Source organism: Pseudomonas sp. St386, assembly GCF_018325865.1.
In the GTDB taxonomy this organism is placed as follows: domain Bacteria; phylum Pseudomonadota; class Gammaproteobacteria; order Pseudomonadales; family Pseudomonadaceae; genus Aquipseudomonas; species Aquipseudomonas brassicacearum.
Map to the genome: position 1 here is coordinate 1,043,437 of NZ_AP021900.1, position 21,082 is coordinate 1,064,518.

The following is a 21,082-nucleotide window of genomic DNA, read 5'->3' on the forward strand; positions in this document are numbered from 1 at the left end:
CCGCTGGTGGCCGCCACCAGCGGATCCTAAAAAGTACGTTGATTAGTACATTTGGCTGATAGCGATTCTAGAATGCCCAGTAAATGCTGGGCAGTTTTCTCCGAGTTTGATTCCTGTCTCGGGCACCATTCCCCTCGTTATTTCACTTTCCTGCTCAGATCCTCGACCGTGCGTTTGAGCTGATCCATCTCGCGATCCTGATCGCTGAGCTCCCGTTTCAGGGACGAAATCTCGCTGTTGCTCGAACTCGAACTGGAGCCGCTATTGCGCTTGAGTTCTTCCACTTGCTTGCCCAGATCGTTCAGGTCGCGTTCCTGTTCCTTGATGGTGCGCTTGAGCTCGTCGATTTCCTTGCTGCTGGAGGTGGAGCTGGAGCCACTGTTGCGCTTGAGTTCTTCGATCTGACGGGCCTGCTCGCTGAGGACGCGTTTCTGGTTTTCCAGTTCTTCAGCATTGTTCTTTACGGTTTTTGGCAGGTTTTCCAAGGCGCTGACGCTGACATTGGTCTTGACGAGTACGTACTTATCAAATCGGTCATAACGAAGGGCAGGAATAGCGTCGTCGGAAGACGGCCCATCAGAGGAGACTTCAACAGCTGCTTGGGCAGCGTCGACCAAAGTCAGGCTGCCGAGCAGCAAGGTCGCGGTAGCAAGCCGGGTCAACGAACGTTTCGAAAAGCTGCGCATCACTGGGGTTCCTTGTGAAGTGCCGGCATGGCACATGGCTATGACTGGTTATTTTGACAGATGTTCCCAGGCTCTCCTGGTTTCTCATGCGCATGGTTTTTTTTGTGGGATAGATGTAAAGAACCGTGTAAATCGTCGGCAAAACGTCCTATATTCATTGCCTGCATGTGCATCGCCCAGCAGTTTTCAGATGATCCCCGAATGGTTCTGAAGGCCAGATAGACCGGGCTTCACACGGTTTTTTTGCGTCAGAGAGATCCTTGATGATCCAGATCCATCTTCCATTCCCCAGATCAACGAGAACGCCATGACTGTTAAAGAATTGACCCAGGAAGCCAGGCACGAAGAAGCTCTGAAAAAGTACGTGTTGGATGCGCCCCAGTTGCTGGAAGAGATCAAGGACTTGTCTGCCGACGATCAGAAAGACCAGATCCAATGGGCGTTCGAGGACGAGGCCGAAGCCCAGGGGCTGCAGCCTTGGGAGTTGACGCTCAAGTACACCAGCACGCCTGAAGAATTCGAGACGCAGCGCCTTGCATTGCACAAGGAAGCGGCCGAGGTGCTGGGTGTGGAATGGGATGAGTACTGCGAGATGAACAATCTGGTGGTCTGAACAAAACGCCAGCCTTTCAAGGCTGGCGTTTTTTGTTGTCAGAGGCTCAAGCGCATCGACAGATCCACTGCCTTCACATCCTTGGTCATCGCGCCGATCGAGATGTAGTCCACCCCGGTCTCGGCAATCGGGCGCAACGTGCTTTCGTTGATCCCGCCGCTGGCTTCCAGCTTCGCCTTGCCGCCATTGAGGCGTACGGCTTCACGCATGTCGTCCAGGCTCAGTTCGTCGAGCATGATGATGTCGGCGTTGGCCGCCAGTGCTTCTTTCAATTCCGCCAGGCTTTCCACTTCGACTTCCACCGGTTTGCCCGGTGCGATCTTGTGGGCGGCGGCGATGGCCTGGGCGATCCCGCCGCAGGCGGCGATGTGGTTTTCCTTGATCAGGAAGGCATCGTACAGGCCGATGCGGTGGTTATGGCAGCCACCGCAGGTGACCGCGTACTTCTGGGCCAGGCGCAGCCCCGGCAGGGTCTTGCGGGTGTCCAGCAGCTTGACCTGGGTGCCGGCGACAAAGTCGGCCAGGTAACGGGCCCGCGTGGCAACGCCGGAAAGCATTTGCAGGAAGTTCAGCGCACTGCGTTCGCCGGTCAGCAGCGAGCGGGCCGGGCCTTCCAGATGGAACAGCGCTTGATCGGGGTTGACCCGGTCGCCGTCGCGCACTTGCCAATGCACCGCGACACGCGGGTCCAGTTGCCGGAACACGGCATCGACCCAGGCCGTGCCACTGATGATCGCCGCGTCGCGGGTGATGATGGTGGCCTTGGCCAGGCGTTCGGCGGGGATCAGTTGCGCGGTGATGTCGCCGCTGCCGATGTCTTCAAGCAACGCACGGCGCACGTTGGCTTCGATTTCGGCGGTCAGATCGGCGAGGCGTAGATTCGGCATAACGGGCTCCACAAACAAAGTGGCCTGATTATAGGGTGTCGAAACCTGCATTTGGTCGCGTCCTCGCAACATTTCCTCATTTCCCCGGTCACTTATTGCGCCGTATTTCGAGATGGATCACAGAGTGTGCTGGTGCGACAGGGTTGTTTTACCCGATAATCCGCCTTTCGATTGACGTCATAGCTTTGACGTTATGAGCCGCAGAAAGCCGTTTCAGGAGGCCAGGATGCACAACGACGGGAATGTAGTGCCTTTGCACAAGGTCGCTACCGATCAGGCGAATCCTTCGCCGCTCGCCCGCCTGCCTGTGATTCTGCTTCAGGTTCGCGACAAGGCCGCCCAGCAGTTGCGCCTGGGCTTGCAGGGGCTGTTCGATAACGCCGACGACACCTTGTTTGAAATGGCCGACCGGGCGCGCGACGACGTCGAGCAGAACCTGTACTTCGAGGCCATGCGGGACCTGCGCCTGAAGCGCAAAAGCATCGAACGTGAATTTATCGAGCAGTTTTTCGAGACTTTCGTCAGCCTCGCCCAATACGACTTGACCCACACCAGCTTGGCGCCGAACCTGGCAGACAGCCCAATCCAGCGCTCCCAGGACGACCTGGAGCGGCAACTGGCGGTCGAGGCGATGGTCACTCGGGTGCTCAGGCGCGATGGCGTGTCGCTGGAACAACTGACGGCACGGCTCAGTGTGCTGCTGGCCCGCCCGCTGGCCAATCAGCACAATCCCTTGAGCCCGGCATTGCTGTGCGAGAAGTTCCTGCAGGCCGGGCGCAACCTGGGCGTGGAAATCAAGGTCAAGCTGATCCTGCTCAAGCTGTTCGAGCGTTATGTGCTCAGCGATTGCGACCAACTCTATACCGAGGCCAACCAGTTGCTGGCCGCCACCGGCATCCTGCCAGAGCTCAAGGTTACGCTGGCGCGCCGGGCGTCGGATCGCACCGAGGATAGCCCCAGGCCCAACGCCGAGATGGCTGCCAAGCCCAGCGATGCCGAGGTTGATGACAGCGTGCAGGAAGTGTTCGCCGCCTTGCAGAAGCTGTTGATGCAGGTGCGTGGCACTGTGGCGCCGACCCTGGAACCCAGCGTGCCGCCCCAGCCGATTTCCACCCGTGACCTGCTGCGGCTGCTCTCTCATTTGCAGCAATACGTGCCTGCACCTACCGTTCACGACGAGTTCGATTTGCGTAGCCAGCTCGAACAGCTGTTGACCCGGGTCAGCGTCAGGAGTGGCAAGTCTCGCGTGGTCGAAGGCGCCGATGAAGACGTGATCAACCTGATCTCGATGATGTTCGAATTCATCCTCGACGATCACAACCTGCCAGACTCCTTCAAGGCCCTGATCGGCCGCCTGCAAATCCCGATGCTCAAGGTCGCGGTGCAGGACAAGAGTTTCTTCAGCCGTGGCAATCATCCCGCCCGGCGGCTGCTTAACGAAATCGCAGCCGCGGCCATGGGCTGGGGTGATTGCGACGATCATCAGCGCGACAGCCTCTACCTGCGCATCGAGCAGGTGGTGCAGCGCTTATTGAATGATTTTGTCGATGACCCGGCGATCTTCTCCGAACTGCTGGCCGACTTCCTGGCCTTCACCAGTGACGAGCGGCGCCGCAGTGAGCTGCTCGAACAGCGCATCCGCGATGCCGAAGAGGGCCGGGCCAAGGCCGAACTGGCGCGCCAGCGCGTCGAAGGGGCGCTGAACCAGGTGATGTTGGGCAAAGTCCTGCCGCAAGCCGTGGTGGAGTTCGTGCAACACGCCTGGAGCCAGGTGTTGCTGCTGACGTGCTTCAAGCATGGCAAGTATTCCGCCGAGTGGCAGGCCGACGTCTTGACCCTGGAGCAATTGATCTGGAGCGTCCAGCCTCACGATGAATCCGATGCCGGCCTGCGTTTGCTGGCGATGGTGCCCGAACTGCTCAAGGCCCTGCGTGAAGGCTTGAGTCGCTCGGCGTTCGATCCGTTCGCCACCAGCGAGTTTTTCAGTGAACTGGAAGCCCTGCATGTGCAGGCGCTCGAACGCACGGGCCAAACGACGGAACAGGCCCAGTCGTTCACTTCACCGGTCATGGTCGAGGTGCTGGAAAAAATCGTCTTGCGCCCCCCTCAAAAGTCGGCGGGGGAGAGCGTGGCGGTGCATTTGCCCGCCGATGACGTGGGCCTGCTGCAGGTCGACCAGTTGCACCTGGGAAGCTGGGTCGAGTTCCAGGAGGACGATGACAACACCTTGCGTTGCAAGCTGGCGGCGATCATCGAGGCCACCGGCAAATACGTCTTCGTCAATCGTACCGGCCTCAAGGTGCTGGAGCACAGCCGCACCAGCCTGGCTCTGGAGTTTCGCCGTGGCGCGGCGCGGCTATTGGACGACACCCTGCTGTTCGACCGCGCGCTGGAGTCGGTGCTGGGCAATCTGCGCCAGCTCAATCGCGGCAAGTGATCGCGCTGCCCGGTCCGATCACGGCATACTGGCGGCATTCACCGTCGTCATCGAAGGAACCTGTATGCAGTTGGACTCCGCGAGCGGTTGGTGCGAGGGGATACGTCATTGCCCATCGCCCAACTTCAATGCGCGCCCCGAAGGCGAAATCTCCCTGCTGGTGATCCACAACATCAGCCTGCCACCGGCACAATTCGCCACGGGCAAGGTGCAGGAATTCTTCCAGAATCGTCTGGATGTCACGGAACATCCCTACTTTGTCGGTATCGCCGACCTGCGCGTCTCTGCGCATTTTCTGATCGAGCGTGACGGCGCCGTGACCCAGTTTGTCTCTTGTCTGGATCGTGCGTGGCATGCGGGTGTCTCGTGCTTCGAGGGGCGTGAGACCTGTAACGATTTTTCCCTGGGCATCGAGCTTGAGGGCACGGATGATCTGCCGTTCACCGATGCGCAATATGCCGCGTTGGTGGACCTGACCCGGCAGTTGCAAGCGGCGTTCAGGGCGATCACTGTGCAGCGTATCTGCGGGCACAGCGACATCGCACCGGGGCGCAAGACCGATCCGGGACCGGCATTCGACTGGGTGCGCTACCGCGCGGCCCTGACAGAAGGGGAAGGACAATGAGTTTTCTGGTGTTGCTGCTGGCCGTCTGGATCGAGAAGTTCTCGGCCTTGCGCCAGCGGGTCCAGCGCGACGGCGGTTGGCTGCACGAGCTGAGCAAGCTCGAGGCGAGCCCACGTTGGGTCAACCGACCCTGGCTGGTGCTGACGGTGATGGTTTTGCTGCCCGTGGCGCTGCTGGCGTTGCTGCTGTGGGTGCTGGAGCCGGTGGCCTACGGTCTGTTGGCGCTGCCGGTGCATTTGCTGGTGGTGATTTACAGCCTGGGGCGCGGTGATCTGCTGGCCGGCCTCGGGCCGTTTCGCGACGCGTGGCGTCGGGAAGACCTGCAAGCGGCGGCCCATGTCGCCAAGCGCGACCTGGACATTGAAGCCAATGACGGTGAGCAGTTGCTGGAGCGGGTCCAAGGGCATTTGTTGTGGCAGGCCTACCAGAGCTTTTTCGCGGTGATTTTCTGGTATTTCGTGTTGGGCCCGGTCGCGGCCCTGAGTTATCGACTGCTGGCGCTGGCCGCCGAGCACAGCCAGAACCCCGGTGTGGCCGAGCGGGCCGCGCAAATGCGCCATGCCTTCGATTGGGTGCCGGTGCGGTTGCTGGCGGCGAGCTTCGCCCTGGTGGGCAATTTCGTCGCGGTCAGCCGGGTCATGCTGCATGAGCTGCTGAACTGGAACATCAGCGCCGCCGACCTTATCGACAAGGTCGGCCTGGTGGCAGGCGAGATCCCCCGGCCCGTCGCCGGCCCGGACGGTATCAACAGCCTGGACCGTCTCTGGGAACTGCTGCTGCGTGCGGCGCTGCTCTGGTATGCCGGGTTTGCCTTGTGGACGGTGTTGGCCTGAGAGCAACCAACACATTTCCTTGTGGCGAGGGATTCTGTGGGAGCAAGGCTTGCCCGCGATACAAGCGATGCGGTCTTTCAGAAATCGAGGCGCCTGCATCGCGGGCAAGCCTTGCTCCCACAGATAAATCCCCTCCCACAGCTGAACCGTGTCAGTCCTTCTCGTTAACCTTAAGTTACAAATCTCCCCGCCGATTTAGGCTATACAGGGACAGCGCCCGAATAGTGGCTTTCTGCTGTCTCCGTGCGCGAACTCATAACAATAAGAACACTACCGGGAGACTTCCTTGTGAAGAGTTTGCTCTGGCCCGCCGTCGCGCTGATGAACCGCCTGAGCTTCGGCATGAAGTTCAGCCTGATCAGCGTGCTGTTCCTGTTGCCAATGCTGGTAACCAACTTCTTTCTGGTGCGCGATTCCTATCGGGAATTCCAGGGCACGCAAGTGGAGCTGCAAAGCCTCGACCTGCTGGGCAGCAGCCTGGTCCTGCGCCGCGACCTGGAAACCCTAAATAACCTGGTGCAGATCAACGCCAGCCTGGGTCAGTCCGGCAAGGCCGGTGATGTCGAAGCGAAGATCGGCAGCCTGGAACAACAGGTCCTCGCGCGGCTGCAAGGCATGACTCCCGTGGCCATCGAGCCAGAGCAGGTCAGTGCCTTCGAGGCCAAGCGCGACGAAATGATCGGAGCTTTCAAGGCCCAGCAGGCCGAAAGCTCGCTGCAGAGCAAAAGTGCGCTGATCGGCAAGTTGCTCAACAGCGCCCAGATGTTCGGCCAGCTCATCGCCAGCCAGGCGGGGCTGAGCCGCGACAACCAGAGCGACATCCGCCAGCTCAGCGAGTTGATCATCGGCACGACCCCCAAGGTCACCCAGATTCTCGGCGAAGGCCGGGCGCTGGGCGCGTCCTCGTTGGGGCTGGGGTTTCTCAACTCGGCGTCGAGCACCCGCTTCGACGAGTTGCTGGCGCAGATCGAAAAGCTCCAGGGCGAATATGACTTGAAACTGCAGGATGCCTTGGGTTCCAGCAAGGCCGCCGGGCAGGCCCTTGCCGATCAGGCCAATGGCAGCAAGAGCACCCTCAAGAAGGCCAGTGAACTGATTGAAGAGCAGGTAGTGATGGCCGACACGCTCGATGCGCCATGGCCGGCATTTTATGAGCAAGTCAGTGGCCTGATGGAGCAGACCTATCGGCTGAACGAGGCGACCCAGGGCTTTCTTGGTGTGCAGTTGCAGCAGCGTCTGGAGCAGAACCGCAGCCACATGGTGCTGCAAGCCGTGGCGCTGGTGCTGGTGTTCCTGTTGATTTTTTACCTGTACGCCGGTTTCTACGCCTCGACCCGCACCACGCTCCAGCACCTGGGCCAGATGATGGACAAGGTGGCGGCGGGGGACATGACGGTCAATTTTGTTGCCCGCAGCAAGGATGAGTTGGGCGAATTGGGTGAAGTGTTCAACGGTACGGTGGCGAAGATCCATGACCTGATCGAACAGGTCGGTCGCACCGTCGCCGAAGTCGAACGCCAGGCCGGGCAGGTGGAAACGGTATCGGCCCAGAGCAACCAGGCCGTCGCCGGCCAGCGCAGCCAGATCGAACTGGTGGCCACGGCGATGAACCAGATGTCGGCCACGGCCCAGGAGGTTGCCCGCAGTGCCGCTGCAGCTGTGAGCAGTGCCCACAGCGTGAACGACGAAACCCTCAGTGGGCGCGGGTTGGTGGAATCCCAGCAGGGCAGCATCGCCCGCTTGGCCAGCGAGATCGACCAGTCCGTGCAGGTGATCAATCAACTGGCGACCGACAGCCAGGCCATCAGTCGCGTGCTGGATGTGATCAAGAGCATCGCCGAGCAGACCAATCTGCTGGCCCTCAATGCCGCCATTGAAGCGGCCCGGGCCGGTGAGCAGGGGCGCGGCTTTGCGGTGGTGGCCGATGAGGTGCGGACCCTGGCCAAGCGAACCCAGCAATCGACCGAAGAAATCGAAGCGATGATCACCCGTCTGCATGGTGGTGTCGGCGCTGCGGTCAAGGCGATGGGCACCAGCCATGAGATGGCCAGTGGCACGGTCAGCCAATCGGAAAAGGTCCAGCAGGCCCTGGAGAATATCCTCGGCGCCGTCGGCATGATCGTCGACCAGAACCAGCAGATCGCCGCCGCGGTAGAGCAGCAGACGGCGGTGGCCCATGACATCGACCAGAACATCGTCGAGATCAACCGCGCCGGCGAACGCACCGCCGAAGGTGCCCACCAGACCGAAGACGCCAGCCGCGAATTGTCTGCCCAGGTGGTGCAGCTCAAGCAGTTGATCAATGCGTTTCGGGTGTGATTCCCAGGGCCCACCACCGATCCAATGTGGGAGCGAGCTTGCTCGCGATAGCGGAGTGTCAGGCAACCTATTTGTCGACTGATGGGACGCTATCGCGAGCAAGCTCGCTCCCACAAGGGATCACCAGTTGAACAGTCGGCGCGCGTTGGCCGTGCTGGCCTCGGCCAGTTGCTCGGCGCTGATCGCCATGATCCCGGCCAACGCCTCACAAATCGCCGGCAAATGCGCCGGGCTGTTCCGTTGGCCGGGGAACATCGCCGGGGCCATGTCCGGGGAATCGGTTTCCAGCACCACCGCGTCCAGCGGCAATTTCGCCAGCACCCGGTGCATGCGCAAGGCCTGGGGCCAGGTCGCGGCGCCGCCCAGGCCGAGCTTGAAGCCGAGCTTGATGTACTCGCGGGCCTCTTCAAAACTGCCGGCGAAGGCGTGGATGATTCCTGCGCGTTTGGGGGCCATGCGCTTGAGCGTTGCGATCACGTCGGCATGGCTGCGACGCACATGGATCAGCGCCGGCAGCTCGAACTCCACCGCCAGTTGCAGTTGTGCTTCGAACAGCGCCTGCTGGCGTTCGCGGTCCAGGGTCGGGATGTAGTAATCCAGGCCGATTTCCCCCACCGCACACAATTGCCGGTGTCCGGCCAGGCGGCTCAGCCACTCGCGCAGTAGCGCCACGTCGTCGGGTCGGTGCTGATCGAGATACACCGGGTGCAGGCCCAGTGCGGCATGCAGGTCCGGGTCGCTTTGCACCAGGTCCCAGACCCGCTGCCAGTTGTCCCGGTACACGCCCAGTACCACCATTTGCCGCACGCCCACTGCGCGGCTTTCGGCCAGCAGTGCCGGGCGGTCCGCGTCAAAGTCTGGAAAATCCAGGTGGGTATGGGTATCGATCAACTCCATGCATCAATCCTGAAGAAGCTTCAGCCCTGGTGAATACGCTGCTTGAACGTCCGCGCGATGGCCTGCACGCCTGGCTGGTAGTCATCGTTTTCGATGGCCGCCAGGGCCAGCTCCAAGGCTTTTTCGGCGATCAGTTGGTGCTGCTGGGACATGGCATTGACCGGTAGCGGCAGGAAGTCCAGCAGCTGCGTGTCACCAAACGTGCCCAGGCGCAACGGCCGCGACTTGAGCGGGAAATCGTGGAGGGCGTCGAACACCCCTTGCAGCAGCACGTAGGACGTGGTGATCAGCGCATCAGGCAGATGCCCCAGGCGTGCGAGCATTTCATCCATCAACTGGCGACCGCATTCACGGCTGAACGACTCGCCATGCTCGATCAGTACCTGGCCCTCGAACCCGGCCAAGGCTTCGCGAAAACCGGCGGTCCGTTCCTGGCTGATGCTCAACTCGGGACGAGCGCTGATCAGCGCGATTTGCCGAGGGTGGGTCTGCAGCAGGCTGCGCGTCAGTTGCAGGCTGGCCTGGCGGTCGTCGCTGATCACCGAGCAGAATCGCGCAGGGTCCATGACCCGGTCGATGGCGATGATCGGAATGCCCTTGGCCTGCAACTGCAGGTAGCTGTCGTCGCCGGCCGGCAGGCAACTGGCGACGATCAGCGCATCGCAGCGCCGGGCGCGGAACAACTGCAACAGTTGCCGTTCGCTGTCGGGTGCGTCGTCGGAACTGGCGATCAGCAACTGGTAGCCCCGCGCCCGCGCCCCTTGTTCCAGCAGCTTGGCGATGCGTGCGTAACTGGGGTTTTCCAGGTCTGGCAGGATAAAACCCAGGGTGCGGGTGTGGCGACTGCGCAGCCCGGCGGCCTGGGGATTGGGCGTGAAGCCGTGTTCCAGGACCACCGCCCGCACCCGTTCGACGGTGGCGCTGCTGATGCGTTGCTGTTCGGCCTTGCCGTTGATGACATAGCTGGCGGTGGTCACGGACACACCGGCCAGTTGGGCAATATCACTGAGTTTCAACCCGGTTTTCCTTGTTTTTTCGAGTTAGCCCCGACAATAAGGGCCATCCTACCCGATTCAAGCCGACGGTCACCGTCCAAGCGCTTACGACAAGTTGCACTTCAAGGATGAGAGATTATCGAGTAACGTGCCAATCTTTCTAGATTAAACGTTTCAGCAAGCGTATTTTCAAGGCTAGCAGGATTTTTGGCCCTTCTGCCGTGATCACGCCAAAAATCATCCTGCAACGCTAAGCTGATTCATTCAAAACAATACCTGGCGCCAACCGGACGCCAAAAAGGAGAAAGCATGCTCGAGCTCACTCTAGAGCAGATATCCATGGCTCAGACGGCTGTGGATAAAGACGCTGCACTGCAACTGCTCGCCGACAAACTGGTGGCCGATGGCTTGGTGGCTGAGGGTTACCTCGCCGGCTTGCAGGCTCGCGAAGCCCAGGGCTCGACCTTTCTTGGCCAAGGTATTGCCATCCCCCATGGCACTCCGCAGACCCGCGACCTGGTTCATTCGACCGGTGTGCGCCTGCTGCAATTCCCCGAGGGTGTGGATTGGGGCGATGGTCAGATCGTCTACCTGGCGATCGGTATCGCGGCCAAGTCCGACGAACACCTGCGCCTGCTGCAACTGCTGACCCGCGCCCTCGGCGAGACCGACCTGGGCCAGGCCCTGCGCCGTGCCGGTTCCGCCGAAGCGTTGCTGAAGCTGCTGCAAGGCGCGCCGCAGGAGCTGGCGCTGGATGCCCAGATGATCGGTCTTGGTGTGTCGGCTGACGATTTTGAAGAACTGGTATGGCGCGGCGCCCGCTTGCTGCGCCAGGCCGATTGCGTGAGCAATGGCTTTGCCGGGGTGTTGCAGCAAGTCGATGCGCTGCCCTTGGGCGATGGCTTGTGGTGGCTGCACAGCGAACAGACCGTCAAGCGTCCGGGCCTGGCGTTCGTCACACCGGACAAACCCATCCGCTACCTGGGTCAACCGTTGAGCGGGCTGTTCTGTCTCGCCAGCCTCGGCGAAGCTCACCAGGCCCTGCTGGAAAGGCTCTGCGCCTTGCTGATCGAAGGCCGCGGCCACGAACTGGGTCGCGCCACCAGCAGCCGCAAGGTGCTGGAAGTGCTCGGCGGCGAATTACCCGCCGATTGGCCCAGCGCGCGCATCGGCCTGGCCAATGCCCATGGCCTGCATGCACGCCCGGCGAAGATCCTCGCCCAGTTGGCGAAAAGCTTCGAAGGCGAGATCCGCGTGCGCATCGTCGATGGCCAGGACAGCGCCGTGTCGGCCAAGAGCCTGAGCAAACTGTTGAGCCTGGGCGCCCGTCGCGGCCAGGTCCTGGAGTTCATCGCCGAGCCGAGCATTGCCGCCGATGCGTTGCCGGCCCTGCTGGTGGCCATCGAAGAAGGCCTTGGCGAAGAAGTCGAACCGCTGCCGCCACCGAGTGCGCCGCGGGAAACCGTGATAGCCGAAGTGGCGACTGTCGTGTTGGCGCCCGAATCCGGCAGCCTGATCCAGGCCGTCGCCGCCGCCCCGGGCATCGCCATCGGCCCGGCCCACATCCAGGTATTGCAGGCCATCGATTACCCGTTGCGCGGTGAGTCGGCGGCCATCGAGCGCGAGCGCCTGCAAAACGCCTTGAGCCAGGTGCGCCGTGATATCCAAGGGTTGATTGAGCGCGCCAAGGCCAAGGCCATCCGCGAGATCTTCATCACCCACCAGGAAATGCTCGACGACCCGGAGCTGAGCGACGAAGTCGACACCCGCTTGAAGCTGGGCGAGAGTGCGCAAGCGGCGTGGATGGGGGTGGTTGAAGCCGCCGCGAAAGAACAGGAAGCCTTGCAGGACGCCTTGCTGGCCGAACGTGCCGCCGATCTGCGAGACGTCGGCCGTCGTGTGCTGGCGCAACTGTGCGGTGTCGAAACCCCGAACGAACCCGATCAACCCTACATCCTGGTGATGGACGAAGTCGGTCCGTCCGACGTGGCCCGCCTGGACCCGACGCGGGTGGCGGGGATTCTCACCGCCCGTGGCGGCGCCACCGCCCACAGCGCCATTGTTGCCCGGGCCTTGGGCATTCCAGCTCTGGTGGGTGCCGGTGCCGCGGTGTTGCTGCTGGCGCCGGGCACGTCCTTGTTGCTGGATGGCCAGCGCGGTCGCCTGCACGTGGACCCTGACGCCGCTACCTTGCAACGGGCAGCAGAGGAACGCGACACCCGCGAGCAGCGCCTCAAGGTCGCCGCCGAGCAGCGCCACGAACCGGCGCAGACCCGTGACGGTCATGCCGTGGAAGTGTTTGCCAACATCGGCGAAAGCGCTGGTGTTGCCAGCGCGGTGGAGCAGGGCGCCGAAGGCATTGGCCTGTTGCGCACCGAACTGATTTTCATGGCCCATACCCAGGCGCCGGACGAAGCGACCCAGGAAGCCGAATACCGCAAGGTACTCGACGGTCTGGCCGGTCGACCGCTGGTGGTGCGCACCCTCGATGTCGGCGGCGACAAGCCGCTGCCGTACTGGCCGATCGCGAAAGAAGAAAACCCGTTCCTCGGCGTGCGCGGCATCCGCCTGACCTTGCAGCGTCCGCAGGTCATGGAAGCGCAACTGCGTGCCCTGTTGCGCTCGGCGGACAACCGTCCGTTGCGGATCATGTTCCCGATGGTGGGCAGCGTCGATGAATGGCGCCAGGCCCGGGACATGACCGAGCGCCTGCGCCAGGAAATCCCCGTGGCGGACCTGCAACTGGGGATCATGATCGAAGTGCCGTCCGCCGCGTTGCTGGCGCCGGTGCTCGCCAAGGAAGTCGATTTCTTCAGCGTCGGCACCAACGACCTGACGCAATACACCCTGGCGATCGACCGTGGTCACCCGACCCTTTCGGCCCAGGCCGATGGCCTGCACCCGGCGGTGCTGCAACTGATCGACATCACCGTGCGCGCTGCCCATGCCCATGGCAAATGGGTCGGTGTGTGTGGCGAACTGGCGGCCGACCCGCTGGCGGTGCCAGTGCTGGTGGGCCTGGGTGTGGACGAACTGAGTGTATCGGCCCGCAGCATTGCCGAGGTCAAGGCGCGGGTCCGCGAACTGAGCCTGGCGCAAGTACAAACCCTGGCCCAAGAGGCTTTGGCCGTGGGCAGCGCCGATGACGTGCGCGCATTAGTGGAGGCGCTGTAATGGCGAAGATTCTTACCCTGACCCTCAACCCGGCGCTCGACCTCACGGTGGAGTTGGCGCGCCTGGAGCCGGGGCAGGTCAACCGCAGCGACGCCATGCACGCCCACGCCGCCGGCAAGGGTGTGAACGTGGCTCAGGTGTTGGCCGATCTCGGCCATACGCTGACGGTCAGTGGTTTTCTGGGCGAAGACAATGCCCAGGTGTTCGAGACGCTGTTTGCCCAGCGTGGTTTTGTCGATGCTTTTATCCGTGTCCCCGGCGAAACTCGCAGCAATATCAAACTGGCCGAGCAGGACGGACGCATCACTGACCTCAACGGCCCCGGCCCGGTGGTTGATGAAGCCGCACAGCACGCCTTGCTTGCGCGTCTTGAGCAAATCGCCCCCGGTCACGACGTTGTCGTGGTGGCGGGCAGCTTGCCCCGGGGCGTCAGCCCGCAGTGGTTGCAGGCCTTGATCACGCGCTTGAAAACACTCGGCCTGAACGTGGCCCTCGACACCAGTGGCGAAGCCTTGCGCGTCGCCCTGGCGGCGGGGCCGTGGCTGATCAAGCCGAACACCGAGGAACTGGCCGACGCGCTGGGTTGCGAGGTGGTGAGCGAAGCGGCCCAGGCGCAAGCGGCGCAGCGCCTGCATGCCCAGGGCGTCGAACATGTGGTGATTTCCCACGGCGCCGATGGCGTGAACTGGTTCAGTGTCGGTACGGCGCTGCATGCTTCGCCACCCAAGGTCAGCGTCGCCAGCACCGTGGGTGCCGGGGATTCGCTGCTGGCGGGCATGCTGCACGGTCTGCTCAGCGCCGACACCCCGGAACAGACGCTGCGCACCGCCACGGCCATCGCCGCCATGGCGGTCACGCAGATCGGTTTTGGCATCCACGACACCGCGTTGCTGGCGTCGCTTGAACAGGGCGTGCGCGTGCGCCCCCTGACAGAACAATAAGAGGGTTAGCAAGAATGAAACTAGCCATTGTGACGGCCTGCCCCAACGGCATGGTCACCAGTGTGTTGTGCGCCCGCCTGCTGGACGCCGCGGCGCAGCGCCAGGGTTGGAGCACCAGTGTTGAAGTCCATGACACGGCCCACCCGGAAAGCCAGTTGTCGGCGGCGACCCTCGAAGCGGCCGAATGGGTCCTGCTGGTTGCCAGCGGCCCGATGGACATGTCGCGCTTCGTCGGCAAACGCCTGTTCCGCAGCACCCCGGCCCAGGCCCTGCAAGACGTCGATTCGGTGCTGCGTCGCGGCGCCGAAGAGGCCGAGGTTTTTCTCGCCTCGGATGTCGTGGAGGAGGTACCTGCGGTGTCGACCGAGCGTGCGCCGCGCCTGGTTGCCATCACCGCATGCCCAACGGGCGTTGCTCATACCTTCATGGCCGCCGAAGCATTGCAGCAGGCAGCGAAGAAGCTCGGCTACGACCTGCAAGTGGAAACCCAGGGTTCGGTCGGTGCGCGCAATCCGTTGAGCGCCGAGGCCATCGCCGAGGCGGACGTGGTGCTGCTGGCGACTGACATCGAGGTCGCCACCGAGCGTTTTGCCGGCAAGAAGATCTACCGCTGCAGCACGGGCATCGCCTTGAAACAGGCCGAAGCGACGCTGAACAAAGCGCTGGTCGAAGGTCGTCAGGAAAGCGCGTCGAGCGGTGCCAGCGCCCCGGCCAAATCGGAGAAGACCGGCGTCTACAAGCACCTGCTGACGGGCGTGTCGTTCATGCTGCCGATGGTGGTGGCCGGTGGTCTGTTGATCGCCTTGTCGTTTGTGTTCGGCATTACCGCCTTCAAGGAGCCCGGCACGCTGGCGGCCGCGCTGATGCAGATCGGCGGCGACACCGCGTTCAAATTGATGGTGCCGCTGCTGGCTGGCTACATCGCCTATTCCATCGCCGACCGTCCGGGCCTGGCGCCGGGGATGATCGGTGGGATGCTGGCGAGCACCCTGGGCGCCGGTTTCATTGGCGGGATCATCGCCGGTTTCCTGGCCGGTTACGTGGCCAAGGCGATCAACCGCTACGCGCGCCTGCCCCAGAGCCTGGAAGCGCTCAAGCCGATCCTGATCATCCCGCTGCTGGCGAGCCTGGTCACCGGCCTGGTGATGATCTACATCGTCGGCAAACCGGTGGCGGGCATGCTCGAAGGCCTGACTCATTTCCTCGACAGCATGGGCACCACCAACGCGATTCTGCTGGGCGTGCTGCTGGGGGCGATGATGTGCGTCGACCTCGGGGGGCCGATCAACAAGGCCGCCTACGCGTTTTCGGTGGGGCTGCTGGCTTCCCAGAGTTATGCACCGATGGCCGCGACCATGGCCGCCGGCATGGTGCCGCCGATTGGCCTGGGTATCGCCACCTTCATCGCCCGGCGCAAATTCGCCCAGACCGAGCGCGAGGCCGGTAAAGCCGCACTGGTGCTGGGGCTGTGCTTCATCTCCGAAGGGGCGATTCCGTTCGCGGCCAAGGACCCGCTGCGGGTGATCCCGGCCAGCATCGCCGGCGGCGCGCTGACCGGTGCGCTGTCGATGTACTTCGGCTGCAAGCTCATGGCCCCCCACGGCGGCCTGTTCGTGATGCTGATCCCCAACGCCATCAACCACGCGCTGCTGTACCTGCTGGCGATCGTGGCGGGGAGCCTGCTGACGGGGGTGGCGTATGCGCTGCTCAAGCGGCCGGAAGTGGTGGAGATGGCGTTGGAGCCGGCCAAGGCCTGATCACTGCTGTGCCTACTGTGGGAGCGAGCCTGCTCGCGATAACGGAGTGTCAGACAGCCTGTTTGTCGACTGATACACCGCTTTCGCGATCAGGCTCGCTCCCACATTTCGTTCTGCTGAGTTCATGAGGTCCTGTCACACCCACTTCACAGAGCCATGCTTAAGTTTCCCCATTTCAAGGGAGAACACCATGAGCGAATTCGACCTGGGCCGCCGTCGTGTGATGCAAGCCGTGGGGGCGGGGTTGTTGTTGCCGGGGCTGGCGCCGGCGGTGATGGCTTCGGTCAAGGATCGGCCGGTGCTCACCGACGGTGTGCAGTCTGGCGACTTGCAGGGCGACCGGGCGATGATCTGGAGCCGCAGCGACCGTCCGGCGCGGATGGTGGTGGAGTGGGACACCCGCAGCAAGTTCAGCAATCCCCGCCGCTTCGTCTCGCCCATGGTCGACGCCCGCAGCGATTTCACTGCCCGGGTCGAACTCACCGGGCTGCCCCGCGACCAGGCGATTTTCTACCGGGTGCATTTCGAAGACGCCCAGAGCGGTGTCGCCAGCGAACCCTGGCTGGGTCACCTGCGCAGCGTGCCGCAGTTCAAGCGCAACATCCGTTTTGTCTGGAGCGGCGATACCGTCGGCCAGGGCTTCGGCATCAATCCGGACATCGGCGGCATGCGCATCTACGAAGCCATGCGCCTGCGTCTGCCGGATTTCTTTATCCACAGCGGCGACACCATCTACGCCGACGGCCCGGTGCCGGCGCAAATCACCACCGAGGGTGGACGCATCTGGCGCAACCTCACCACCGAAGCCAAGAGCAAGGTCGCCGAGACCCTGGATGAGTATCGCGGCAACTATCGCTACAACCTGATGGACGAAAACGTTCGTCGCTTCAACGCCGAAGTGCCGCAGATCTGGCAGTGGGACGACCATGAGGTGGTCAACAACTGGTCGCCGGGCAAGCAACTGGACGAGCGCTACCAGACCAAGGATATCCACAGCCTCGTGGGGCGCGCGCGACAAGCCTGGCTGGAATACGCGCCGATGCGTCTGCAGAAGGCCGACGGCGGCGGACGGATCTACCGCAAGCTCGGTTACGGGCCGCTGCTGGATGTGTTCGTGCTGGACATGCGCAGCTACCGCGAAGCCAACGACGCCAACCTCGGCGCGGCCAAGCCGTTCCTGGGGCGTGAGCAGTTGAATTGGCTCAAGCGTGAATTGAAGCAATCCCGTGCCCAATGGAAAGTCATCGCCGCCGACATGCCCATCGGCCTCGGTGTGCCGGATGGCGAGGTCAGCCCCGGCGTGCCGCGCTGGGAAGCGGTCGCCAACGGTGACCCGGGCGCGGCCCAGGGGCGTGAACTGGAGATCGCCGAACTGCTCGGCTACCTGCGCAAGCATCAGGTGCGCAACTACGTCTGGCTCACCGCCGATGTCCACTATTGCGCCGCCCATCATTACCATCCTGAACAAGCCGCGTTCCAGGATTTCGAACCGTTCTGGGAGTTTGTCGCCGGGCCGTTGAACGCCGGCAGCTTCGGGCCCAATGCCCTGGACAAGACCTTCGGCCCCGAAGTGGTGTTCCAGAAAGCTCCGCCGGCCCAGAACACCTCGCCGTTTGCCGGGTATCAGTTCTTTGGCGAGGTGAACATCGACGGGCCAAGCGGGGAGATGAGCGTGGTGCTGCGGGATCTGGAAGGTGTGGCGGTGTTCGAGAAGAAGTTGCAGCCGGTTTGACTGTCAGTCGCGCCAGGAACCTCTGTGGGAAAAGCCACTGTGGGAGCAAAGCTTGCTCGCGATAACGGTACATCTGTCAATAAATGGCTGGCTGACAGTCCGCTATCGCGAGCAAGCTTTGCTCCCACAAGGGGTACTTAAGATGGGTGTCTGTCAGTAGACATCCCGTCGATACCGCCCCTGCTCGATCAGCCGCTCCACTTCCTCGCGCCCCAGCACGTTGTTGAGCACGTGATCCACCCCGGATGCCATGCCCTGCAAGCTGCCGCAGACATAGATCACCGCGCCGTCGGCCAGCCATTGCTTGAGCAGCGCGGCCGATTCCAGCAGGCGGTCCTGGACGTAGACTTTCTGCTTCTGATCCCGGGAGAAGGCCAGGTCAAGGCGTTCCAGGTCGCCTGAGGTCACCCATTCCTGCAACTCATCGCGGCAGTGGAAATCGTGTTCGCGGTTGCGCTCGCCAAACAGCAGCCAGTTGCGCTGCATGCCCTCGGTGACGCGTGCCTTGAGCAGGCTGCGCAGGCCGGCCAGACCAGTGCCGTTGCCCAGCAGTATCATCGGCACACCTTGGGCCGGCAGATGGAAGCTGCTGTTGCGGCGCAGCCGCAGGCTGACGGCGCTGCCCAGTGGTGCGTGTTCGGTCAGCCAGCCGGAACCGACGCCCAGGCTGCCGTCGGCGTGACGTTCCTGGCGCACGATCAGCTCCAGCATACCGTCGGCCGGGATCGAGGCGATGGAGTACTCGCGTATCGCCAGCGGTGCCAGGGCATCCACCAGCGCCTGGGCATGCAGGCCGACCAGATGGGCGCGGTTTTCCGGCAGTTGTCGGGTCGCCAGGGCCTGGTCGAGGCTCTGGGACAGGCCATCGACTTGCACGCGCGCGTGGCCGGAGAGGCCGAGCCCGTCGAGGAAATGCTCGATGGCCAGCAGGTCATTGCGCGGCAGGATTTCCACCAGGTCACCGGCCAGCCAACTGCTCGGGCCGGGGGCGGTGAGGCCCAGCAGGTATACGCCCGAGCCGCTGCTGTCGGGGTTGAGCAGGGTGCGCTGGCTGAGGGTCCAGTTTTCGAAGCTTGGTGCCTGCCAAGTGTCCAGCGGGGCTTGGCCGGTCAGCTCTGCCAATTGTTGTTGCCAGTGCCGCAGGGCGTAAGGATCGCCGCTGTCGACTTCCACCGGCGCGAACAGGGTCTTGCCGCCGTGTTCCGCCAGCCAGGCGTGCAGGCGCCGGGCGAAGCCGCAGAAGTGTTCATATTGCCGGTCGCCCAGGCCCAGCACCGAATACTGCAGGCGCTCCAGGCTCAGGGCCTGGCCCAGCACCTTGCGTTCGAAACCGCGGGCACTGTCCGGCCCTTCGCCGTCGCCAAAGGTGCTGACGACAAACAGCGCATGGGTGGCGTCGTTCAGGTCCTGCTCACGCACACCGGCCAGTGGCTGGACCTTCACGGGCAAGCCGGCGGCCTGGAGTTGACCGGCGGTCTGCCAGGCCAGTCGCTCGGCGAAACCGCTTTGGCTGGCGAAGCCGATCAGCCAGGCCGGGGCATTGCCCGGGTTGGCGATAATGGCCTGGCGGGCGTTTCTGACGTGGCGTTTCTTGCGGCGGCGGTCCAGGTACAGCAACCAGCCGGTGATGAAGAACAGCGGCATGGTCAGCGCGGCGACGGTCACTAGGATCCGTCCGACGAGGCCGAAGTAACTGCCGACATGCAAGGCATAGACACTGGTCAGCAACTGCGCCTTGAGGCTCTTGTCGCTGTAGCGGCTGTGCCGGCTGATGACGCCGGTGGCCGGGTCGAGGGTGAGCTGGTTCAGCGCCCGGTCGTGGGGCGAGTTTTTCAGCAGGTAGAACACCGTCGCCGGCTGCCCGGCCACGGGCGGCATGCGCACGTTATAGGCCGACAGCCCCGGGCCGGCGGCGCTGTAGATGCTGCTCCACATGGCCCGGTAATCGGCCGCGGGAAGTGGACCGCTCGGCGCCGGGCCGCGATTGCGCACCCGTTCCTCTTTCGGTGAATCGGAGAGCAGGCGGGTCACGCCTTTGTTGTACCACTCGTAGGACCAGGTCAGCCCGGTCAGCGCCGCCAGCAGATAGAACGCCAGGCACCAGGTGCCCGCCACCGAGTGCAGGTCCCAATTGAAGCTCCGGCCTTTTTTCCCCCAGTCGAGGGTCAGCCAGGCGCGCCAGTTTTTCCATTGGCGCGGCCAACGCAGGTACAGCCCGGACAGGCAGAAAAACACCAGGATCAGCGTACAGGCACCGGTGATTTGCCGACCGACATCATCCAGGGTCAGGACGCGGTGCAACCTGAGCATCAAGCCGAAGAAGTCCTGGCCCGTCACATCGCCCATGAACTGGGCGTTGTAAGGGTTGAAATAGCGCATGGCGCCACGTTTTTCCCCAGGAGGCGCCGCAAAGATCACCCGCGCGGCGTTGCCGCTGTCGGTCTCGACCCAGAGCATGGCGACGGTCTTGCCGGAGGTGGCCTCGATCTGTTCCACCAACTCGGCGGGCGGCAGGACGCCGGCCGGCTGCTTCTCGACCATCAGAACCTGTGGATTCAAGGCCCGCAGGATTTCATCCTGGAACGACACCACCGCCCCGGTAACGCCCATCAACGCCAGGACCAGCCCGGCACTGATGCCGAAAAACCAGTGCAACTGGAACAGGGATTTCTTCAACACGTCGCTCGCCTTGTTCATTTACTGTTCATCACGGCGTGCATTATGCCGTGTGTTATCGAGAAGCATTCATAAACACACTCAAAAGGCCCGATCATTTGCATGAGCGGGCCTTTTGCCCGCCGCCGACGACGAAATCCTGTGGGAGCGAGCCTGCTCGCGAAGGGGCCGGCACATCCAAGATCTTCATTGACCGGAACACCGCTTTCGCGAGCAAGCTTTGCTCCCACAGATCTAATGGGTGTACGACCGGGAGAGCCAGGTCGGCTGTTAGGCCGCCTCGCGGTGGACGTTGATCTCGGCGCCCCGTTAACCACGCTGGCTGAACGGGGGCGTTGTGGAGTGGGCAACCCGGCATGGATGCCGGGTTAGCCGCGCTGGGCCATGGATGGCCCTTCGCGGCGGCCCACGGAGCAATGCCTTCGTTCAGGCATGCCGAGCCTAGGCGAGGCGCCGAGTGGTGGGGCAAAGCGCTTTTGGTTACTTTTGGCGCTCTCCAAAAGTGACCCG

Annotated in this window: 14 protein-coding genes; 9 read left to right on the plus strand and 5 right to left on the minus strand. The window is 62.9% G+C overall.

The annotated features are described in order from the left end of the window. Positions 1-137: 137 nt before the first annotated feature. Positions 138-686, minus strand: coding sequence for a hypothetical protein (locus KI235_RS04520; protein ID WP_003197727.1), 549 nt, complete (start codon positions 684-686; stop codon positions 138-140). A 307-nt stretch (positions 687-993) separates the two neighbouring features. On the opposite strand from KI235_RS04520, the gene KI235_RS04525 reads away from it, so the two are divergent. After that, positions 994-1,299: a DUF6388 family protein gene (locus KI235_RS04525; RefSeq protein ID WP_003197729.1), complete on the plus strand. Its 306-nt coding sequence runs from the start codon at positions 994-996 to the stop codon at positions 1,297-1,299. 38 nt (positions 1,300-1,337) lie between these two features. On the opposite strand, the gene nadC is transcribed toward KI235_RS04525, so the two are convergent. Continuing rightward, positions 1,338-2,186, minus strand: coding sequence for a carboxylating nicotinate-nucleotide diphosphorylase (nadC, locus tag KI235_RS04530; protein ID WP_003197731.1), 849 nt, complete (start codon positions 2,184-2,186; stop codon positions 1,338-1,340). A gap of 226 nt (positions 2,187-2,412) precedes the next feature. Between nadC and KI235_RS04535 the strand changes: the two genes are divergently transcribed. The 4 genes from KI235_RS04535 to KI235_RS04550 all read left to right on the plus strand — a co-directional run bounded on the left by KI235_RS04535 (position 2,413) and on the right by KI235_RS04550 (position 8,400). Further along, on the plus strand, positions 2,413-4,623 hold the full coding sequence (locus tag KI235_RS04535) for a DUF1631 domain-containing protein (protein WP_013692255.1): 2,211 nt from the start codon (positions 2,413-2,415) through the stop codon (positions 4,621-4,623). 64 nt (positions 4,624-4,687) lie between these two features. Further along, positions 4,688-5,248, plus strand: a complete 561-nt coding sequence (ampD, locus tag KI235_RS04540) for a 1,6-anhydro-N-acetylmuramyl-L-alanine amidase AmpD (RefSeq protein WP_003197735.1) — start codon at positions 4,688-4,690, stop codon at positions 5,246-5,248. Then, positions 5,245-6,081 carry a regulatory signaling modulator protein AmpE gene (ampE, locus tag KI235_RS04545; RefSeq protein ID WP_003197737.1) on the plus strand — a complete coding sequence of 279 codons (837 nt, stop codon included), beginning with the start codon at positions 5,245-5,247 and terminating at the stop codon, positions 6,079-6,081. The genes ampD and ampE overlap by 4 nt, the downstream gene beginning before the upstream one ends. Positions 6,082-6,369: 288 nt before the next feature. Next, the gene (locus KI235_RS04550) at positions 6,370-8,400 is read left to right on the plus strand and encodes a methyl-accepting chemotaxis protein (protein WP_003197738.1); all 2,031 of its coding nucleotides are present in this window, start codon (positions 6,370-6,372) and stop codon (positions 8,398-8,400) included. A gap of 120 nt (positions 8,401-8,520) precedes the next feature. Here the strand turns inward: KI235_RS04550 and KI235_RS04555 are convergent, their stop codons facing one another. Further along, positions 8,521-9,297: a TatD family hydrolase gene (locus KI235_RS04555; protein ID WP_039010506.1), complete on the minus strand. Its 777-nt coding sequence runs from the start codon at positions 9,295-9,297 to the stop codon at positions 8,521-8,523. Between the two features lie 20 nt (positions 9,298-9,317). After that, positions 9,318-10,313: a catabolite repressor/activator gene (cra, locus tag KI235_RS04560; protein WP_003197741.1), complete on the minus strand. Its 996-nt coding sequence runs from the start codon at positions 10,311-10,313 to the stop codon at positions 9,318-9,320. A gap of 288 nt (positions 10,314-10,601) precedes the next feature. Here cra and ptsP point away from each other — a divergent pair, with 288 nt between their 5' ends. The 4 genes from ptsP (at position 10,602) to KI235_RS04580 (ending at position 17,896) form a co-directional block, all read left to right on the plus strand. Beyond that, positions 10,602-13,466 (plus strand): phosphoenolpyruvate--protein phosphotransferase, encoded by a 2,865-nt coding sequence (gene ptsP / locus KI235_RS04565; RefSeq protein WP_028237547.1) that lies wholly within the window; start codon positions 10,602-10,604, stop codon positions 13,464-13,466. Further along, the gene (pfkB, locus tag KI235_RS04570; RefSeq protein WP_003197744.1) at positions 13,466-14,407 is read left to right on the plus strand and encodes a 1-phosphofructokinase; all 942 of its coding nucleotides are present in this window, start codon (positions 13,466-13,468) and stop codon (positions 14,405-14,407) included. The genes ptsP and pfkB overlap by 1 nt, the downstream gene beginning before the upstream one ends. A 14-nt stretch (positions 14,408-14,421) precedes the next feature. Continuing rightward, a complete protein-coding gene (locus KI235_RS04575; RefSeq protein WP_027911982.1) occupies positions 14,422-16,164 on the plus strand; it encodes a PTS fructose-like transporter subunit IIB in 1,743 nt (580 codons plus the stop codon). Between the two features lie 190 nt (positions 16,165-16,354). Then, positions 16,355-17,896: an alkaline phosphatase D family protein gene (locus KI235_RS04580; protein WP_003197749.1), complete on the plus strand. Its 1,542-nt coding sequence runs from the start codon at positions 16,355-16,357 to the stop codon at positions 17,894-17,896. A 153-nt stretch (positions 17,897-18,049) separates the two neighbouring features. Here KI235_RS04580 and KI235_RS04585 read toward each other — a convergent pair whose 3' ends face one another. Continuing rightward, entirely contained in the window at positions 18,050-20,575 is a 2,526-nt protein-coding gene (locus tag KI235_RS04585) for a sulfite reductase flavoprotein subunit alpha (protein ID WP_212795856.1), read from the minus strand. Positions 20,576-21,082 lie beyond the last annotated feature (507 nt).

Coding starts and splice junctions, on each gene's coding strand:
- KI235_RS04555 (WP_039010506.1), bottom strand. CDS start 9,297: ATGGAGTTGATCGATACCCATACCCACCTGGATTTTCCAGACTTTGAC.
- pfkB (WP_003197744.1), top strand. CDS start 13,466: ATGGCGAAGATTCTTACCCTGACCCTCAACCCGGCGCTCGACCTCACG.
- ampE (WP_003197737.1), top strand. CDS start 5,245: ATGAGTTTTCTGGTGTTGCTGCTGGCCGTCTGGATCGAGAAGTTCTCG.
- nadC (WP_003197731.1), bottom strand. CDS start 2,186: ATGCCGAATCTACGCCTCGCCGATCTGACCGCCGAAATCGAAGCCAAC.
- KI235_RS04575 (WP_027911982.1), top strand. CDS start 14,422: ATGAAACTAGCCATTGTGACGGCCTGCCCCAACGGCATGGTCACCAGT.
- KI235_RS04535 (WP_013692255.1), top strand. CDS start 2,413: ATGCACAACGACGGGAATGTAGTGCCTTTGCACAAGGTCGCTACCGAT.
- KI235_RS04525 (WP_003197729.1), top strand. CDS start 994: ATGACTGTTAAAGAATTGACCCAGGAAGCCAGGCACGAAGAAGCTCTG.
- ptsP (WP_028237547.1), top strand. CDS start 10,602: ATGCTCGAGCTCACTCTAGAGCAGATATCCATGGCTCAGACGGCTGTG.
- KI235_RS04520 (WP_003197727.1), bottom strand. CDS start 686: ATGCGCAGCTTTTCGAAACGTTCGTTGACCCGGCTTGCTACCGCGACC.
- KI235_RS04580 (WP_003197749.1), top strand. CDS start 16,355: ATGAGCGAATTCGACCTGGGCCGCCGTCGTGTGATGCAAGCCGTGGGG.
- ampD (WP_003197735.1), top strand. CDS start 4,688: ATGCAGTTGGACTCCGCGAGCGGTTGGTGCGAGGGGATACGTCATTGC.